Origin of the sequence: Pseudomonas sp. 1 R 17 (assembly GCF_900067035.1) — a bacterium.
In the GTDB taxonomy this organism is placed as follows: domain Bacteria; phylum Pseudomonadota; class Gammaproteobacteria; order Pseudomonadales; family Pseudomonadaceae; genus Aquipseudomonas; species Aquipseudomonas marginalis.
This window is the reverse complement of record NZ_FKLB01000058.1, coordinates 396,773-414,434: the sequence shown is the minus strand read 5'-3', so window position 1 is coordinate 414,434 and position 17,662 is coordinate 396,773. Positions and strand designations below refer to the sequence as shown.

General features: G+C 63.1%; 14 protein-coding genes. 9 read left to right on the top strand and 5 right to left on the bottom strand.

Annotated features, from left to right (window positions below):
- Positions 1-51 precede the first annotated feature (51 nt).
- A complete protein-coding gene (locus BFP99_RS22730; RefSeq protein ID WP_065948259.1) occupies positions 52-1,455 on the bottom strand; it encodes an MFS transporter in 1,404 nt (467 codons plus the stop codon).
- A gap of 660 nt (positions 1,456-2,115) precedes the next feature.
- On the opposite strand from BFP99_RS22730, the gene proP reads away from it, so the two are divergent.
- Positions 2,116-3,618 carry a glycine betaine/L-proline transporter ProP gene (gene proP / locus BFP99_RS22725; protein WP_065928052.1) on the top strand — a complete coding sequence of 501 codons (1,503 nt, stop codon included), beginning with the start codon at positions 2,116-2,118 and terminating at the stop codon, positions 3,616-3,618.
- 52 nt (positions 3,619-3,670) lie between these two features.
- Positions 3,671-4,177, top strand: a complete 507-nt coding sequence (locus BFP99_RS22720; protein ID WP_065928051.1) for a GAF domain-containing protein — start codon at positions 3,671-3,673, stop codon at positions 4,175-4,177.
- Here the strand turns inward: BFP99_RS22720 and BFP99_RS22715 are convergent.
- On the bottom strand, positions 4,152-5,075 hold the full coding sequence (locus tag BFP99_RS22715; protein WP_065928050.1) for an AraC family transcriptional regulator: 924 nt from the start codon (positions 5,073-5,075) through the stop codon (positions 4,152-4,154). The two genes, BFP99_RS22720 and BFP99_RS22715, sit on opposite strands and share 26 nt — an antisense overlap.
- Before the next feature lie 165 nt (positions 5,076-5,240).
- Between BFP99_RS22715 and BFP99_RS22710 the strand changes: the two genes are divergently transcribed.
- From BFP99_RS22710 to BFP99_RS22700, 3 genes are all read left to right on the top strand, one after another.
- Entirely contained in the window at positions 5,241-6,263 is a 1,023-nt protein-coding gene (locus BFP99_RS22710) for an alpha/beta hydrolase (protein WP_065948258.1), read from the top strand.
- Positions 6,260-7,429 carry an MFS transporter gene (locus BFP99_RS22705; RefSeq protein WP_065948257.1) on the top strand — a complete coding sequence of 390 codons (1,170 nt, stop codon included), beginning with the start codon at positions 6,260-6,262 and terminating at the stop codon, positions 7,427-7,429. The genes BFP99_RS22710 and BFP99_RS22705 overlap by 4 nt, the downstream gene beginning before the upstream one ends.
- Before the next feature lie 104 nt (positions 7,430-7,533).
- Positions 7,534-10,143, top strand: a complete 2,610-nt coding sequence (locus BFP99_RS22700; RefSeq protein WP_065948256.1) for a bifunctional diguanylate cyclase/phosphodiesterase — start codon at positions 7,534-7,536, stop codon at positions 10,141-10,143.
- Here the strand turns inward: BFP99_RS22700 and BFP99_RS22695 are convergent.
- A complete protein-coding gene (locus tag BFP99_RS22695) occupies positions 10,100-10,921 on the bottom strand; it encodes an AraC family transcriptional regulator (RefSeq protein WP_065942075.1) in 822 nt (273 codons plus the stop codon). The genes BFP99_RS22700 and BFP99_RS22695 overlap by 44 nt on opposite strands.
- A gap of 97 nt (positions 10,922-11,018) precedes the next feature.
- Between BFP99_RS22695 and BFP99_RS22690 the strand changes: the two genes are divergently transcribed.
- Positions 11,019-12,230, top strand: coding sequence for an MFS transporter (locus BFP99_RS22690; protein WP_065928044.1), 1,212 nt, complete (start codon positions 11,019-11,021; stop codon positions 12,228-12,230).
- Between the two features lie 110 nt (positions 12,231-12,340).
- Complete coding sequence (locus BFP99_RS22685) at positions 12,341-13,504, top strand: GGDEF domain-containing protein (protein ID WP_027608507.1); 1,164 nt, start codon at positions 12,341-12,343, stop codon at positions 13,502-13,504.
- Here the strand turns inward: BFP99_RS22685 and iolG are convergent.
- Positions 13,492-14,496, bottom strand: a complete 1,005-nt coding sequence (gene iolG / locus BFP99_RS22680) for an inositol 2-dehydrogenase (protein ID WP_065928043.1) — start codon at positions 14,494-14,496, stop codon at positions 13,492-13,494. The two genes, BFP99_RS22685 and iolG, sit on opposite strands and share 13 nt — an antisense overlap.
- Positions 14,497-14,531: 35 nt before the next feature.
- Complete coding sequence (locus tag BFP99_RS22675; RefSeq protein ID WP_065928042.1) at positions 14,532-15,557, bottom strand: LacI family DNA-binding transcriptional regulator; 1,026 nt, start codon at positions 15,555-15,557, stop codon at positions 14,532-14,534.
- 122 nt (positions 15,558-15,679) lie between these two features.
- Here BFP99_RS22675 and BFP99_RS22670 point away from each other — a divergent pair, with 122 nt between their 5' ends.
- Together BFP99_RS22670 and BFP99_RS22665 are read left to right on the top strand one after the other, a co-directional pair.
- A complete protein-coding gene (locus tag BFP99_RS22670; protein ID WP_065948255.1) occupies positions 15,680-16,522 on the top strand; it encodes an SDR family oxidoreductase in 843 nt (280 codons plus the stop codon).
- Positions 16,522-17,655 (top strand): phytanoyl-CoA dioxygenase family protein, encoded by a 1,134-nt coding sequence (locus tag BFP99_RS22665; protein ID WP_065928040.1) that lies wholly within the window; start codon positions 16,522-16,524, stop codon positions 17,653-17,655. The genes BFP99_RS22670 and BFP99_RS22665 overlap by 1 nt, the downstream gene beginning before the upstream one ends.
- Positions 17,656-17,662: the final 7 nt, after the last annotated feature.

Sequence of the window (17,662 nt, the reverse complement as noted above, 5' to 3'; positions counted from 1 at the left end):
TCGCCACAGAGGTACCAGTTTGCTGCGCGACAGCGCGGCGGCCACGAGGTATTACAGGTCAGTGATTTCCTTATGGCGCGGCACCAGGGTCTTCATCACGCTCCAGGCCACCAGGTACGCCAGCGCACAGATCGCGAACATGATCATGTAGCCGGTGTGGATGTCATTGATGGACTTGTAGTAGTCGAACACCCAGCCGCCGATCTTGGTCATCACCACACCGCCGATGCCGCCGGCCATGCCGCCGATGCCGACCACCGAGGCCACGGTTTTCTGCGGGAACATGTCGGACACGGTGGTGAAGATGTTGCACGACCACGCCTGGTGCGCCGAGGCGCCGACGCCGATCAGCAATACCGGGACCCAGAAGCTGATGTAGCCCAACGGTTGCGCCAGCAACACCACCAACGGGAACAGCGCGATCACCAGCATGGCTTTCATGCGGCCGTCGTAGGGGGCATCGCCACGGGCCATGAAGTAGCTGGGGAACCAGCCGCCGCCGATGCTGCCGACCATGGTCATGCTGTACAGCACGGCCAGCGGCATGACGATATCGGCGCCTTTCATGCCGTATTGCGCCGACAGGTAGGTGGGCAGCCAGAACAGGAAGAACCACCACACGCCATCGGTCATGAACTTGCCGAAGGCAAACGCCCACGTCTGGCGGTAGGTGAGCAACTTGAACCACGAGACTTTTTTCTGTACCGCGCCTGCAACCGGCGGGATAGAGGGCTGCTGCGCCTGGTCGCTGCGGATATAGGCCAGCTCTTCGGCCGACAGGCGTTTTTGCTGCTCCGGCTTCTCATACACCGCCGCCCATACCGCCACCCACACAAAGCCCAGCATGCCGATGACCATAAAGGCCGCTTCCCAGCCCCACATCCCGGCGATCAGCGGCACACAGATCGGCGCCAGGATCGCGCCGACGTTGGCGCCGGAGTTGAAGATCCCGGTGGCCAGCGAGCGTTCTTTCTTGGGGAAATATTCGGCGGTGGCCTTGATCGCAATCGGGAAGTTACCCGCCTCGCCGATAGCCAGCACCGCCCGGGACAGCATGAAGCCGGCGATGGACACCGGAATCACTGCCAGGCCGATCGCACCGCTGACCGCGGCGATGCCCTCGCCCATCGGCACCGAGAACGCATGCATGATGGCGCCGGTGGACCAGATCGCAATCGCGATCACGTAGGCGGCCTTGGTGCCGATCTTGTCGACGAACCGCCCGGCAAACAGCATGGAGATCGCATACACAAACTGGAACACCGCCGCGATATTGGCGTAATCGGTGTTGCTCCAGCCAAATTGCGTCGACAACTGCGGCGCGAGCAGGCTGAGCACCTGGCGGTCGAGGTAGTTGACGGTGGTCGCGAAAAACAACATCGCGCAGATGGTCCAGCGATAGTTGCCTACAGCTTGGCCAACGCGCTGGGCGTTGATGGGCTCGATCAAGTTCATGGCATCACTTTTTATTTTTGTTAGGTAGGACATATGTAACGTCATATGTCGTCGTACAACTGTGGCTTTTATATCGGGCTACCTACCCGCTGTCAATCTGAAAGATTACGGCTTTTGCGGGCTATCTCGCGGGTGTAAAAAGTGCCAGGCGCAGCTAGGTTGTAGGACGACAAGCGCACATGACCACGGCGAGCGGGCTTCTTGTGCATGGGTATCTACACAACTTCCAGTGAATACGGAATCTCTGGCAATTAGGCTTCTGTGGTGAGCGGGCTTGCCCCGCGCTGGGTTGCGAAGCAGCCCCAAAACCTTCACCTCGATTGATTCTGGCACTCTTCGGTGACCTTATTGGGGCCGCTTCGCAGCCCAGCGCGGGCGGTGCGACGATTCGACAAGCCCGCTCACCACAGAGTTATGTGTCAGCCTTTAAGAGTTGTGTAGATACCTATGCTTCTTGTGGCAAGCCCGCTCACCACAGAATGCCGGATCGCCCCAGGGTAGGTGCTCACCCCGAAAACCCAGGCAATTGCACGCAAATTGCGCCCCAGGCAAAAAAACGCAAATAGCGGTGAATTATTTCATGTCCGCTTGTATCTGAACTGACAGAGCGGTGCCATCGCAACGATGGCACCTCCCCTGTTCTGTTTTAGAGTGGTCCGCATGAAATTACGTAAGAAAAGCGTCAAGCCCATCGGTTTGAAAGACATCACCATTGTTGACGACGCCAAGATGCGCAAGGCGATCACCGCCGCCGCACTGGGTAACGCCATGGAGTGGTTCGACTTTGGTGTCTACGGGTTCGTCGCCTATGTATTGGGTAAGGTGTTCTTCCCCGACGCCTCCCCTAGCGTACAAATGATCGCGGCACTGGCGACGTTCTCCGTGCCGTTCCTGATTCGTCCCCTGGGCGGCCTGTTCTTCGGCGCGCTGGGCGATAAATACGGACGCCAGAAAGTCCTCGCCGCGACCATTGTGATCATGTCGCTGAGCACCTTCGCCATCGGCCTGATCCCCGGGTACGCCTCCATCGGCATCTGGGCGCCGATCCTGCTGCTGCTGTGCAAAATGGCCCAGGGCTTCTCGGTGGGCGGTGAATACACCGGCGCCTCGATCTTCGTCGCCGAATATGCGCCGGACCGCAAGCGCGGCTTCCTCGGCAGTTGGCTGGACTTCGGCTCCATCGCCGGTTTCGTCCTCGGTGCCGGCGTCGTGGTGCTGATCTCCAGCGTGCTGGGCGAAGCCGACTTCGAGGCCTGGGGCTGGCGCCTGCCGTTCTTCCTGGCCCTGCCCCTGGGCATGATCGGCCTGTACCTGCGCCATGCGTTGGAAGAAACCCCGGCGTTCCAACAGCATGTCGACAAGCTCGAACAGGGTGACCGCGAAGGCCTGACCCATGGCCCGAAAGTGTCGTTCAAGGAGATCGCCACCAAGCACTGGCGCAGCCTGCTGACCTGCATCGGCATTGTCGCGGCCACCAACGTGACGTACTACATGCTGCTCACGTACATGCCGAGCTACCTGTCCCATAACCTGCACTACTCCGAAAACAGCGGTGTGCTGATCATCATCGCAATCATGGTCGGCATGCTGTTCGTGCAGCCGTTCATCGGTTTTGTCAGCGACAAGATCGGCCGCAAGCCCTTCATCATCGCCGGCAGCATCGGCCTGCTGTTCCTGGCCATTCCGGCCTTCATGCTGATCACCAGCGGCAAGACCGGCCTGATCTTCGCCGGCTTGCTGATCCTGGCCATCGTGCTTAACTTCTTCATCGGCGTCATGGCGTCCACGCTGCCGGCGATGTTCCCCACGCACCTGCGCTACAGCGCGTTGGCCAGTGCGTTCAACGTCTCGGTATTGATCGCCGGCGTCACGCCTACCGCGGTGGCCTGGCTGGTTGAAAGCACCAATGACCTGTACATGCCCGCCTACTACCTGATGGTGTTTGCGGTGGTCGGCCTGATCACCGGCCTGACCATGAAGGAAACCGCCAACAAACCCCTGCGCGGCGCAGCACCGGCTGCGTCGGACATGGAAGAAGCCAAGGAGTTGCTGCAGGAGCATCACGACAATATCGAGCAGAAAATCGAAGACATTGACGCCGAGATTGCCGAACTGGAAGCCAAGCGCCAGAACCTGGTGCAGCAGCATCCGCGTATCAACTAAGACCTGACCAAGCGTGGTGGCAAGGGCCGCCACGCCAGTGGAGTGTTCAACCATGCTTCCAAGCTGCACCGCCGCACACGCGTTACTCAGCGCCGACGAACGCGCTGCCATCGCCGAAATCGAAGCCACCACCAGCATCCTGCAATTGGTCACCCGCCTGACGGGCATGCGCTTTGCCGGCATCGCCAAGTTCACTGACCTGGAATGGATTGTCTGTTCAGCGCACGACCCCTTCGACATGGGCATTCATGCCGATGACGTGCTCGACCTGGAAACCACCCTGTGCAGCGAGTTCTGCATCAACCCACAGACCCTGTTCATCCCGCAGGTCAGCGCCAATGGCCGCTTTGCCGCACGCCCGGTGGTCAAGCAATACGCCATCGAGAGCTATGCCGGCGCGCCGATCTTCCTCCCGGATGGCCGGCTGTTCGGTGCACTGTGTGCGCTGGATTCCCGGGCGATGCTGTTTGACGACCCCAACCTGCCGGAAACCCTCAGCCTGTTTGCGCGGCTGATCGGCTGCATCTTCTACGCTAACTTGACGCCAGCGGATCGCTGACCGCCGCTTTGCCGCGCAGCACGGCCATATCGCGCTTGGGCGGCACACCAAACAGCCGGCTGTACTCGCGGCTGAACTGCGACGGGCTTTCATAGCCGACCTTGAACGCCGCGCTGGATACGTCCCGATGCTCGTTCAACATCAAACGCCGCGCTTCGTTGAGGCGCAGCCATTTCTGATACTGCAGCGGGCTCATGGCCGTCAGTTGGCGAAAGTGATGGTGAAACGTCGCCGCGCTCATCTGCACGCGCGCGGCCAGTTCGTCCACGCGCAGCGGCACGTCGTAATTGAGCTTGAGCCAATCGATCGCCCGCGCAATCCGATAACCCTGCCCGTCCACGGAGCAGATCTGGCGCAGTCGGCCGGCCTGGTCGCTCTGCAATAGCCGGAAGTGAATCTCGCGCTGGATCAAGGGCGCGAGCACCGGTATCGCTTCGGGCTCATCAAGCAATTCAACCAGGCGCGCAAAGGAGGCAAGCATGGCGCCGGTCACCACACCAATCCCCACGCCTTTCATCACCGCCCGCTCACGCGTTGGCGGCAACTCCCCCTGGGCGATCAGCTCGGCCAGGATGCGCAGGTCGAGCTTGAAAGTCAGGCCCAGGCACGGGCGGGTCGGGCTGGCGACCAGCACTTCGGAGTTGGCCGGTATATCCAGCGACGTGAGCAGAAATCGTGCCGTGTCATACGGGTACCCCTCGCCGCCGACCCACAGCCGCTTCTCACCCTGGGCAACCAGCACGATGCTCGGCTCGACCATGCACACCACGGGTGTCGCGGGCTGCTCACGCCGATAAAAGCCCAGGCCGGGGATGGCCGTGGGGTAGTCGCCGGGTACGCAGACCCTTGAGCCGATCACGCGGACCAGCACGTCCAGGGGCGTTTGATTGATCTTCATAAAGGGCCCTTTGCTCTGATCGTTGGACTTTACCCCGACCGGCCCGCTGGCGTCCCCGGCAACCCGCCAGACTCAGAGGATCAGGCAAGTAATCCAGTGGAACGCACTACAGAACCCTCAGCCACGCCGGGAAAATGTGCCGACCCCCTTCTCAAGGATCCATCCATGAAAAGCCTCTTGCTCACCCTGAGTCTGCTGGTGATTTCGTTCTCTTCTCTGGGAGCCGACATGTCCAACGGTGCAAACAACTTCTACACAAGCGACAAGGTGTCCGTCGAAAAAGTCACCTTCAACAATCAATACGGCATGCCGGTGGCGGGCAACCTGTTCGTGCCCAAACAGCTCGCCCCGGCCTCGAAAAATGCCGCGCTGATCGTCGGCCACCCGATGGGCGCCGTCAAGGAACAGAGCGCCAACCTCTACGCCACCAAAATGGCCGAACAGGGCTTTGTCACCTTGTCGCTGGACCTGTCGTTCTGGGGCGAAAGCGCAGGCACACCACGCAATGCGGTGCTGCCCGACCTCTACGCCGAAGACTTCAGCGCCGCCGTAGACTTCCTCGGTACCCGGCCGCTGGTCGATCGTGAGCGCATCGGCGTAATCGGCATCTGCGGCAGCGGCAGCTTTGCCATCGCGGCGGCAAAGATCGACCCACGCCTCAAGGCCATTGCCACGATCAGCATGTACGACATGGGCGCCGCCAACCGCAACGGCCTCAAGCACGGCATGACAGCGGAACAACGCCGACAGGTGCTGGTGCAGGCGGCCAACCAGCGTTACGTGGAATTCCAGGGCGGCGAGACCCTCTACACCAGCGGCACGCCGCTCAAGCGGAGCGGCAACCCGATTGGCGATGAGTTTTTCGATTTCTACCGCACACCGCGCGGTGAAGTCACACCGGCCGGCGCGTCGCCGCAGACCACCACCATGCCGACGCTGACCAGCAACGTGAAGTTCATGAACTTCTATCCGTTCAACGATATCGAGACCATTTCCCCTCGCCCGTTGCTGTTGATTGCCGGTGCCGATGCCCACTCCCGCGAGTTCAGCGAAGACGCCTACCACCGTGCCGCCGAGCCCAAGGAGCTGGTGATCATCCCCAACGCCGGCCATGTGGACCTCTACGACCGGGTCAACCTGATCCCCTTCGCCAAGCTCACCAGCTTCTTCAAAAGTCACTTGAAGTGATCTCGATAAACCCTCACACGCCCCGCTGGGGCGCAGTCTTCGCCCTGTCCCTGGCGGCCTTTGCCCTGGTGGCCTCGGAGTTCATGCCGGTGAGCCTGTTGACCCCGCTGGCCGCCGACCTGGGCATCAGCCAAGGCCAGGCCGGCCAGGGTATTTCGGTGTCAGGCCTGTTTGCCTTGCTCACCAGCCTGGTGATCGCCCGAGTGGCGGCGCGCGTGGATCGCAAGCGCCTGCTGGTCGCGCTGACCTTGCTGATGATCGTGTCCGGCAGCGTGGTAGCGTTCGCGCCGAACTACCTGATCTTCATGCTCGGCCGCGCCCTGATCGGCGTTGCCATCGGCGGTTTCTGGTCGCTGTCGGCAGCCACCGCCATGCGCCTGGTGCCCGAGGGCCAGGTGCCGCGCGCCTTGGCTATCGTCAATGGCGGTAACGCACTGGCAACCGTGATCGCGGCACCGCTGGGCAGTTTCCTCGGTGGTTTGATCGGCTGGCGTGGCGCGTTTTTCTGCGTGGTGCCGGTGGCCGTGGTCGCGGTGCTGTGGCTGCTGCTGAGCCTGCCGTCGATCACGCCCCGCAGCCAGGCCGACAACGGCAACCTGTTGCGCTTGATCAAGCGCGCCCCGGTGGCCCTGGGCATGCTTGCCATCAGCGTGTTTTTCATGGGCCAGTTCATGCTGTTCACCTACCTGCGGCCGTTTCTGGAAGGTGTTACCCAGGTGGGTGTGTCGCTGCTGTCGTTGATGTTGCTGGTGCTCGGCCTGGCCGGATTGGCCGGCACACTGCTGATCGAGCGTGTCCTGAAGAACAGCCTGTACCCCACGCTGATCGCCATTCCCGTATTGATGGCGGTGATCGCCCTGGCATTGGTCGCATTCGGCAGCTCGACCGTTATCACCGGCGCGCTGCTCTGTGTGTGGGGCCTGGTAGCCACCGCCGCGCCGGTGGGCTGGTGGACCTGGCTGGCAAAAACCCTGCCTGAGGATGCCGAGGCAGGGGGCGGCTTGATGGTTGCCATCATCCAACTGGCAATCGCCGCCGGGGCAACGCTGGGCGGTGTGGTGTTTGACCTGTCGGGCTACCAGGCGACGTTTGCCTTGAGCGCGGCGCTACTGTGCATGGCGGCGATACTCGCCTGGGCCGCCAGTACGGCGACAGCGTTCCGGTGAAGGCAAACCCATGTGGGCGCAAGGTGCTGAAGCGCTAATTATTTTGCCCAGACAGCCGATACGTAGGCATATCCCTTACTTGCAGCGACGTCCTGCGGGAAATAATGCCGAACTCTCTCGCCCCCATTGTGCGCAAGCTCTCCAATCGCACCAGCCTGTCGCTGGCACGTACATCGCTGTTCAATTTCGTGGCGTTGCTGGCCCTGGTCTTTGCCGCCGCCGCCTACTCCCTGGTTTACCTTGCGCACGAACTGGATCACTCCGAACAGCAGGAAAGCGCGTTTTATACGCGTAAAGCCGTGCAATCCCTGGAGAAGTCCCTGAGGGTGACCGTCAAGGACTACGCCTTCTGGAGCGATGCCTACAAGCACCTGCACATGACCGTGGACAGCGACTGGGCCTACGCGCGCGGCAACGTCGGCGCCACGCTGTATCAGGACTTTGGTTTCCAAGGCCTGTTCGTGGTCGATAACAACAATCGCACGGTCTACTCGGTGATCAAGGGCGCGCTGCAAAGCGTCGAGCTCTCGCAGTGGCTCGACCAGCCCCTGACCGAAATTATCGAGCAGGCGCGTGCCGGGGCTGAAAACGAAACACCGGTCACGGCGTTCATCAATGTACGCGGCAGCCCGGCACTGGTGGCCGCCGCCGCGATCACGCCCGGCACCGATCCCACGGTAGAGCCCGATGGCCGGCCGGCCTCGGTATTGATTTTCGTCGACGTTCTCAACAGCGCCAAGCTGAGTGCGATCGGCGATGACTTCGGCGTGGGCAAGCTGCATGTGGCCACGCCCGATGACATCGGCCAGACCCTGGTTTTCCCCCTTGGCGATAACGGCGCCGCTGGCAGCCTGCATTGGGAACCTGCGCGACCCGGCCTGCGCTTGATGAGCGTAGGCTTGCCGCTGCTGGGGTTGGCCGCGCTGCTGGTGTGCCTGATGACCTGGGTCATTCTGCGTCGCGCCACCGCCGCCGCCCTCGCCCTGGATGCCAGTCACACCTCCCTGCTGGACAGCCAGGCCGCCCTGGCCACCAGCGAGGCGCGCTTTCGTGACGTGGTGGAGGCCAGCTCGGACTGGGTCTGGGAAATAGATGTCGGCTGGCGTTTTACCTACCTGTCTGAGCGTTTCGAAAGCGTCACCGGCCTGACCCGGCAAGCCTGGCTCGGTGCGGCCATGAGCGACCTGCTGGACACCGAGGCCGACCTGCTGTCGCAGTGGCTGAGCACCCCGGGCCGGCGCGTGGACATCAGTGTGCAATGCCGCTATATCGATGCCCAGGGACAGGAGCGCACAACCCGGCTGTCGGCCCGGGAAATGCCCTGTGGCGGGTTTCGCGGTACGGCCACCGACGTGACCGAAGAAGTCGAAGCACGTCGGCGCATCGAGTACCTGTCTCAACACGACGCCCTGACCGGGCTGCCCAACCGCACACGCCTGCAGGCGTTCCTGGACGGCAAACTCAAGGCCCTGCCCGGCACCGAGCAGCCGCTGGTGATGCTCAGCCTCGACCTGGACCGCTTCAAGCCGGTCAATGACCTGCTCGGCCACGCCGCCGGTGACCGGGTGCTCAATCAAGTGTCCGGCCGCCTGGCCGCCTGCGTGCGCCACGGCGACCTGGTGGCTCGCGTCGGCGGCGATGAGTTTGTGCTGATCCTCAGCGACGCCGGCAGCCAGGATGAAGTCGAAAGCCTGTGCCTGCGCTTGATCGAGTCCATCGAGCAGGCGATCAAAATCGACGAACAAGAGGTGTTTATCAGTGCCAGTATCGGCATTGCCCTGGCGCCCACCGATGCCCGCGATGCCACCGAACTGCTGCGCTACGCCGATATCGCGCTGTATGAGGCCAAGGCGGCCGGGCGCAATACCTGGCGCTTTTACTCCGGGGACATGAATACGCGGATCATCGAGCGGCGGCGCCTGGAGAGCGATCTGCGCTTTGCGATCAAGCACGCCGAACTGCGCCTGCACTTCCAGCCGCGCTATCGCATCGCCGATGGGCAGATGGTCGGGGCCGAAGCCCTGGTGCGCTGGCAGCACCCGGTACGCGGGCTGATCGCCCCGGACACCTTTATTCCGATTGCCGAAGAATCGGGGCTGATCCTGGCGCTGAGTGACTGGGTACTGGCAACTGCCTGTGCGTGCGCGGCGCAGTGGCCCGACACGCTGTTCGTCTCGGTGAACCTGTCACCCACCGAGTTCAAGCGCGGCAACCTGGTGGAGCGCGTGCGCCACGCCCTGGACGCCTCGGGTATCGACCCTGCGCGCCTTGAGGTGGAAATGACCGAAAGCGTCATGCTCGAGGACGCCGTCGGCGCACTTGAGGTGATGCGCACGCTCAAGCAACTGGGCATCCGCATTGCCATGGATGACTTCGGCACCGGCTATTCGTCCCTCAGCTACCTGCGGGCGTTCCCGTTCGATGGTCTGAAAATCGACCGCAGCTTCCTCACCCGACTGGAGGAAAGCGAGGATGACAAGGCGATTATCCAAGCCATTGTCGGCTTGGGCCGTGCCCTTGCCCTGACGGTCACGGCCGAAGGCATCGAAACCGCTGAGCACCTGGCCATGCTCAAAAGCGTGGCGTGTGAAGAAGGCCAGGGCTACTTCCTCAGCCGACCGCTGGATATCGACGCATTCAACGGCTTGCTGGACGACTACTGCGCCGACGTCAGCGGAAAAAATGACTCGGGGTCTTGCCAAACTGTTTCTTGAACATGCTGGTAAACGCACTCGGGCTTTCGTAGCCCAGCTCCAGGGCCACGTCGATAATCTTCTGCCCCACCGCGATACGCTCCAATGCCAGCAGCAGCCGCGCCTGCTGGCGCCATTGGCCGAAGGTCATGCCGGTGTCCTTGCGGAACAGGCGCTGGATGGTTTTCTGGTCGAGGGCCAGGCGCTCGCTCCAATCCGCCACGGTGGAGGCATCGCCCGGGTCCTCCTGCCACGCCAGGCAGATCTGCTGGATCCGCAGATCGGCGGGCTGCGGCAGCGACAGCGGCAAGGCCGGCAACAGCGCCAGCTCGTCGAGGATCAGGTGCATGATCCGCGCATCGCGGGAGTCTTCGGCATAGGGCGGTTTCAAGCTCACGGAGGCCTTGATCAGCTCGCTCAGCAGCGGCGAAATACTCACCGCCTTGGTCTCGGTCGGCAGGTTGGGGAAACTGTCGGGGCGCACGAACACGCTACGCATTTTCAGGGCGCCCACGCAGCGCAGGGAGTGCACGTGCCCGCAGGGCATCCAGAAGCCGCGGTTGGGCGGTACCGTCCACTGGTTGTGCGCCGAATGCACCACCATCACGCCTTCGGTGGCGTAGAGTAATTGATGCTTTTCGTGACTGTGGTCGGGGATCACCCAGTTTTCCGGATAATCGGTGGCCGAACTGATGACAGCCCAGTCGCCCTCATCGATTTCCTGCAAAAATTTATCCAGTGATTTGATCATTTCGCCCTTTTTACGATGGTTACCTCCCGAATTACGCGAGACAGGCATTCCTGACGAATCTAGCATAAGCTCTGAAACAAATTGAAATGGGCAGCCTGCTCAAGTACTCGCTGCCCCTCTTCGCTGCCTTGTATGGAATGCCTGCATGTCGACCCTGACCGCATCACCTGCCGCCACCTCGAGTCCGCCCCAAGTAAGCCCGTTAGTCATGCGTATCCTCGGCGCCTGTGCCCTGGCGCACCTGATCAATGACCTGATCCAGGCCGTATTACCGTCGATCTACCCGATGCTCAAGGCCAACTACGGCCTGACGTTTACCCAGGTCGGCCTGATCACCCTGACGTTCCAGCTGACCGCCTCGCTGCTGCAACCCTGGATCGGCTACCACACCGACCGGCATCCCAAGCCGTGGCTGCTGCCGGCGGGCATGGTCTGCACCCTGGTCGGCATCCTGATGCTGGCGTTTGTCGGCAGCTTCCCGGCGATCCTGCTGGCGGCAGCCCTGGTGGGCGTCGGCTCATCGACCTTCCACCCGGAAACCTCGCGCGTCGCACGCCTGGCCTCCGGCGGGCGCTATGGCCTGGCGCAATCGACCTTCCAGGTCGGCGGCAACACCGGCAGCGCGTTGGGGCCGTTGCTCGCGGCGGCGATCATCATTCCTTACGGCCAGGGCAACATCGCCTGGTTCGGGCTGTTTGCCGTGTTCGCGATCCTGGTGCTGTACGGCTTGAGCCGCTGGTACCGCAACCACCTCAACCTGTTCAAGCTCAAGCAAGGCGGCAAAGCCACCCACGGCTTGTCCAAAGGCCGCGTGACGTTTGCCCTGGTGGTGCTGGCGGTGCTGGTGTTCTCCAAATACTTCTACATGACCAGCCTGACCAGCTACTTCACGTTCTACCTGATTGAAAAATTCCACCTGTCGGTATCGAGTTCTCAGATGTACCTGTTCCTGTTCCTCGGTGCAGTGGCCGTGGGCACCTTCGCGGGCGGGCCGATCGGCGACCGGATCGGGCGCAAGAAAGTCATCTGGTTCTCGATCCTCGGTGCCGCGCCGTTCACCCTGGCCCTGCCCTACGTAGACCTGTTCTGGACCGCCGTGCTCAGCGTGGTGATCGGCTTCATCCTCGCCTCGGCGTTCTCGGCCATCGTGGTGTTTGCCCAGGAACTGGTGCCCGGTAATGTCGGCATGATCGCCGGGATCTTTTTCGGCCTGATGTTCGGCTTCAGCGGGATCGGCGCGGCGCTGCTCGGCCTGCTCGCCGACAGCCACGGCATCGAGTACGTCTACACACTGTGCTCATTCCTGCCACTGGTGGGCATCCTGACGATACTGCTGCCGTCGACCAAAGGCGTCTAGACCGCCGATCATCGGATGGCTGTATGCCATTATCCTTTGGGCTCTGAAAAACCTGCGTGTGCGCTTACAATCCCCAGCCTCAACGCACACCCAGGCAGACCCGGCACGAAATGACGCTCGACCCTCCTACGATTTTGGCACTCACCGTTGCCCTGGCCGCCGCTGCTGCCCTGTACCTGGCCATAGAATGGCGCAGCGTACGCGAACCTTCGCTGCTGTTCTGGAGCGCCGGTTTCGCCACCATCACCGTCGGCTCCACCTTGGCCCTGCTGCGCATCAATGGCTACCTGCTCATCGGCATCTGGTTTGCCAACGGCTTGCTGGTGGCCGCGCACTGCCTGTTCTTGCTCGGGGTCGCGCGCTTTACCCAGGTACGCCTGTCGCCGCGGTGGTGGCTGCTGCTGGCCGTGTGGCTGGGCATGCTGATGCTCCCGACCGACCTGCCGTGGTCCAAAGCCATGTTGGGCGTGCAGTCGCTGCTGGTCGCGCTGCCGACCCTGCGCGCCAGTTTCCTGCTGCGGCCCCACGGCCGATCACTGAGCATCGGCGCGGTGCAACTGCGTTATGTGCTGCTGGTCCACGGCATGTTCTACGTGGCCAAGGCGCTGTCGGTGGTGATCCCTGGCACCTTGATCGACCTTGCGGCGTTCAAGGGCGAGATCATCCAGGTGTCCCTGGTGGAAGGCGCCATGGCGATCATGCTGATTGCGCTGTCGATGACCGGCTCGGAACGCTACCGCCGCGAACAGCAGATCGCCCGCCTCGCCGCCCGCGACCCGCTCACCGCCCTCTACAACCGCCGCGCCCTCGACCTGCGCGCGCCGCGCCTGCTGGCCCAGGTGTCGGCGCAACAACCGGGCGCCCTGCTGCTGATCGATATCGACAACTTCAAGTCGGTCAACGACCTCCACGGCCATACCGCCGGCGACCGTGTGCTGATCGCCTTGAGCGAGATGATTCGCGCAGTCGTGCCCCGAGGCGCGCTGGCCGCACGTTTGGGCGGTGATGAGTTTGTGATCCTGCTTAACCCGGCCTCGACCGAGCAGATCGTCGAACTGGGCAGCAGCCTGCGCGAGCAGTTCCAGCAACTGGCCGCACAAACCTTTGCCACGCCCGCGCCGGTGACCCTGAGCATCGGCGCCACCCTGTTCGACCAGCCGCCGGCCAGCCTGGCGGCGCTGATCGAACAGGGAGATACCACGCTGTATGAATCCAAGCGTGGCGGACGGGACAGCATTCGGTTGGTGGATCGGACCGGGGCCTACAGGTCGTAACTGACCGCCACGCACCTCCCCGTCCTCACCGACTCCAACGCACAATCGGCCAGATGCAGCGCATACAACCCGTCGCGCACACTGGTGGGCAGTGCCTGGCCGTTGTTCAGCGCATCGATAAACCGGGTCAGCTCATTGCGATAGGCATCGGCGTAACGCTCCAGGAAGAAATGCTGCAACGGTTCCAGCGCTTCGGTGTGGTCGGCGCTCCAGTGGCGCAGGGTGCTGGGGCGATGGTTGTCGGTGAGCAGCACGCCAAGGGCGCCGGAGACTTCCACGCGCTGGTCGTAACCGTATACCGCCTGGCGGCAGCAGTTGATATGGCATTGCTTGCCGGAGGCGGTACGCAGCAGGACCATCACGCTGTCGTAGTCGTCGATCTGTTCCAGGCTCGGGTCCACCAGGCGGCTGGCGATGGCGCTGACTTCCACCGGTTCTTCGCCGAGCAGGTGGCGGGCGGTGTCGAAGTCGTGGATGGTCATGTCGCGCAGGATGCCACCGGAGTGTTCCAGGTAGTCCCGCGGGGCCAGGCCTGGGTCGCGGCTGGTGATGATCACTTGGCGCACTGCGCCGATCTGGCCGGCATCCAGGGCCTGGCGCAGGCGCAGCATGTCGGGGTCGAAACGGCGATTGAAGCCGAGCATCACCTTGCCGCCCTGGCGCTCCACGGCCTGGGCGGCGCTGCGGGCCTTGGCGATGTCGAGGTCGATGGGCTTCTCGCAGAGTACCGCCTTGCCCTCGGCGACCGCCGCCAACAGCAGGTCGATATGGGTGTCGGTGGGGGTGCCGATGACCACGGCGTCGATGTCTTTGCGCGTGAGGACGGCGGCGCAATCGTAGGCCGCCTCGCAGCCCAGTTGGCGGCTGAGGGCATCGACGCCTTCGCGCCAGGGATCGGCCACCAGCACCAGCGTGGCATTCGGGTGGGCGGCGACATTGGCGGCGTGGATCCTGGCGATGCGCCCGGCACCTAGAACAGCGATACGTAGCATGGTTGAACTCCTGATCTTGTTGTTTGGGGGAGTGCTCAGTCCGGCAGGTTGAACGGGGTGACGATCTGCACCTGTGACGGCGCAATCGGGCCGGCCTTCCACAACCGGTGGTAGTGCAGGATGTGCAGGAACACGTGGCGGGCATCGATCTGCAGGTTGTGGTCGATGATCGCGGCGATTTTTTCGTCCAGCAGCAGTTGGCGGTTTTCTTCGTCGAGGTCGTGGCCGATAAACACCTCCAGCGGGCGACCCAGGGCGGCGAAGGCGTCGACAATCGCACGGTTGCCGCCGCCGACGCTGTACACCGCCTTGAGGCCGGGATGCTGTTGCAGCGCCTGGGTGACCCGCTCGAAGGTGCGCGGGTACACGCCATAGCCGCCGCTGACGTCCAGCACCCGCAGGTGGGGGGCTCGCCCGCGCAGCCAGGCGCGAAAGCCCATCTCGCGCTCCTCCTCGCCACGGAACAACTCGCTGCCGATCACCACCGCCACGTCCTGGGGCAACGCCGGCAGCCAACGCGACATCAGGTAGGCGGCGGTCTGACCGGCGGTGCGGTTGTCCATGCCGACGTAGCCGATGCGTTCGCTTTGCGGCAGGTCCGTCACCAGGGTCACCACCGGGATGCCCGCCGCGATCAGGTGCTTGACGGCCTGGTTCACCGCCGGCTCGTCGGCGGCCTTGAGCACCACGCCCTGGCTGCCGGTGTCGAGGCAGCGCAGCAACTGATCGTGCATGGCCTGGGGCTCGATTTCTTCGAACAGGTGAAAACGCGGGGCGATGCGAAACGGCGCCAGGCTGGCCAGTTGCGCGGTGATCGCCGCCTGCACCGCGGCGCTGAAACGCTGAGGGGTGTGCATGATCACGTCGACATGGAAGGTGCGCCCTACCGCCAGGCCGTTTTTCTCCTGGGATTCCAGTTCATCCAGCGCCTGCTCGATACGTCGGCGAGTCTGGCCGTGCACGCTGCCGCGCTGATGCAGCACGCGGTCGACCGTGGCCTTGCTCACGCCCGCCTGGGTCGCGAGTTGCTTGATGGAGAAGTGTTTGGCGCGTTCGAGCATGGGTTTCGCCTGAGGTGTTTATGAGGTCTTTTTTAGGTATTACTGAGGTTTTGCAATGCTAGTCTCAGTTTTGTCCGGCGTCGAGCCGGGCAATCAAAACAACAACAATCCAGGAGAACCCCATGCCTCAAGCCGAGCTCGCCAGTACGTTCAACGGCCAATATTTTGTCGTCACCGGCAGCACCCAGGGCCTGGGCGCCGCCGTGGCCCACACCCTGGCGCGACGCGGCGCCGCCGGGCTGATCATTTGCGGGCGGCGCCGCGCCCAGGGCGAAGAACAGGTGCGGCAGTTGGCGCAGCTGGATTGCCAGGCGTTTTTTGTCGAGGCCGACCTTGAACAGGTCGAGGATTGCCGCGCGATCATCGAGGCCGCGCGCACCCACTTCGGCACCCTGCATGGCCTGGTGAACTGCGCCGGGATGTCGGACCGCGGCACCATTGTCGACACCTCGCCGCAGCTGTTCGATCGGCTGATGGCGGTGAATGTGCGGGCGCCGTTTTTCCTGATGCAGGACGCGTTGAAATTGATGATCAGCCAGGGCGTGGAAGGCGCCGTGGTAAACATCCAGAGCATCACCGGGCATGGTGGTCAATCGTTCCTTTGCGCGTATGCGGCGTCCAAAGGTGCGCTGGCGATCCTGACCAGGAACGTGGCGTTCAGTGCGCTGCGCAACCGGATCCGCGTCAACGGCCTGAACATCGGCTGGATGGACACGCCCCATGAGGATCAGATCCAGCGCCAGTACCACGGCGCCCAGGACGGTTGGCTGGCTGAGGCGGAACGCGCGCAGCCGTTCGGCCGCCTGCTCAAGCCCGAAGAGGTGGCGCAAAGCGTGGCGTTCCTGCTGTCGCGCGAGTCGGGGATGATGACCGGCGCGGTGATCGACCTGGAGCAAGGCGTGGTCGGCTGCACCGACAGCGGCAGCCCGCAGCCCTTCAATGCCCTGAGCCTGGGAGGTGAGTAATGTCGGCATTTGTGACACTGCAGGATGTACGCATTGAGGATTTCAAGCGGATTTGCGCGCAACAGGCGCGTGCCGAGGACTATCCCCTGGCTGCGGAAGTGCTCGGCAACGTGCCGGTCTATCAGGCCTGCACCTTGCGCAACAGCGACCGCCACACGGTGATGAATGAACTGCACCGTTTGTTTCGCGATGGACCGGGCGTGATGGTGGTGCGCCGCGCCTATGAGGACCTGGAAGTGGTGGATCGCCACAGCCAGGTGTTCGAGGCGATCTTTGCCCAGGAGGCCGCCCAAGGCGTGGCCGCCGACCATTTTGCCAAGGCCGGCAGTAACGGGCGTATCTGGAATTCATTGCAGAAGGCCGCGCTACAGTCGCCGCAATCCTTTGTGGAGTATTACGCCAACCCGCTGCTGGGGCTGATCGCCGAGGCATGGCTGGGCCCGAGCTATCAGGTAACGGCGCAAGTGAACGTGGTGCACCCCGGCGGCCAGGCGCAACAGCCGCACCGCGACTATCACCTGGGCTTCCAGACCACCGAGGTGGTGGAGCGCTTTCCCCTGCCCTTGCATGTGCTGTCCCAGTACCTGACGTTGCAGGGCGCAGTGGCCCACTCGGCGATGCCGCTGGAAAGCGGCCCCACCCAGTTGCTGCCGTTTTCCCAGCAATACGCCCTGGGTTACCTGGCCTGGCGGCGCCCCGAATTTATCGAGCACTTCCAGCAGCACGCCGTGCAACTGGCGCTGGACAAGGGCGACCTGCTGTTTTTCAACCCGGCGCTGTTCCACGCCGCCGGCACCAACCGCACGGCCGGCCACCAGCGCATGGCCAACCTGCTGCAAATCTCCTCGGCCTTCGGCAAGCCCATGGAAGCCCTCGACCGCGACCGCATGATGCTGGCGGTGTACCCGGTCCTGCTGGCCAACACGGCCCTGGATGCCCAGGCGATTGCAGCGGTGGTGGCCTGCACCGCCGACGGCTATGCCTTCCCCACCAACCTCGACACCGACCCACCCTTGCAGGGCCTGGCCCCGCAAACCGGGCAGCAACTCATGCTGCAGGCCCTCGACGAACGCTGGGCGTATGAGGACTTCGCCGCGGCCGTGGCGCAACTGCGGGCCAAGCGCCAGGCGTGATGTTTTA

Bases quoted from the DNA above. Each gene is read 5' to 3' on its own strand.
- BFP99_RS22720 (WP_065928051.1), top strand. From the start codon at position 3,671: ATGCTTCCAAGCTGCACCGCCGCACACGCGTTACTCAGCGCCGACGAA.
- BFP99_RS22710 (WP_065948258.1), top strand. From the start codon at position 5,241: ATGAAAAGCCTCTTGCTCACCCTGAGTCTGCTGGTGATTTCGTTCTCT.
- BFP99_RS22700 (WP_065948256.1), top strand. From the start codon at position 7,534: ATGCCGAACTCTCTCGCCCCCATTGTGCGCAAGCTCTCCAATCGCACC.
- BFP99_RS22665 (WP_065928040.1), top strand. From the start codon at position 16,522: ATGTCGGCATTTGTGACACTGCAGGATGTACGCATTGAGGATTTCAAG.
- BFP99_RS22730 (WP_065948259.1), bottom strand. From the start codon at position 1,455: ATGAACTTGATCGAGCCCATCAACGCCCAGCGCGTTGGCCAAGCTGTA.
- iolG (WP_065928043.1), bottom strand. From the start codon at position 14,496: ATGCTACGTATCGCTGTTCTAGGTGCCGGGCGCATCGCCAGGATCCAC.
- BFP99_RS22715 (WP_065928050.1), bottom strand. From the start codon at position 5,075: ATGAAGATCAATCAAACGCCCCTGGACGTGCTGGTCCGCGTGATCGGC.
- BFP99_RS22670 (WP_065948255.1), top strand. From the start codon at position 15,680: ATGCCTCAAGCCGAGCTCGCCAGTACGTTCAACGGCCAATATTTTGTC.
- BFP99_RS22675 (WP_065928042.1), bottom strand. From the start codon at position 15,557: ATGCTCGAACGCGCCAAACACTTCTCCATCAAGCAACTCGCGACCCAG.
- BFP99_RS22695 (WP_065942075.1), bottom strand. From the start codon at position 10,921: ATGCCTGTCTCGCGTAATTCGGGAGGTAACCATCGTAAAAAGGGCGAA.
- proP (WP_065928052.1), top strand. From the start codon at position 2,116: ATGAAATTACGTAAGAAAAGCGTCAAGCCCATCGGTTTGAAAGACATC.
- BFP99_RS22690 (WP_065928044.1), top strand. From the start codon at position 11,019: ATGTCGACCCTGACCGCATCACCTGCCGCCACCTCGAGTCCGCCCCAA.
- BFP99_RS22685 (WP_027608507.1), top strand. From the start codon at position 12,341: ATGACGCTCGACCCTCCTACGATTTTGGCACTCACCGTTGCCCTGGCC.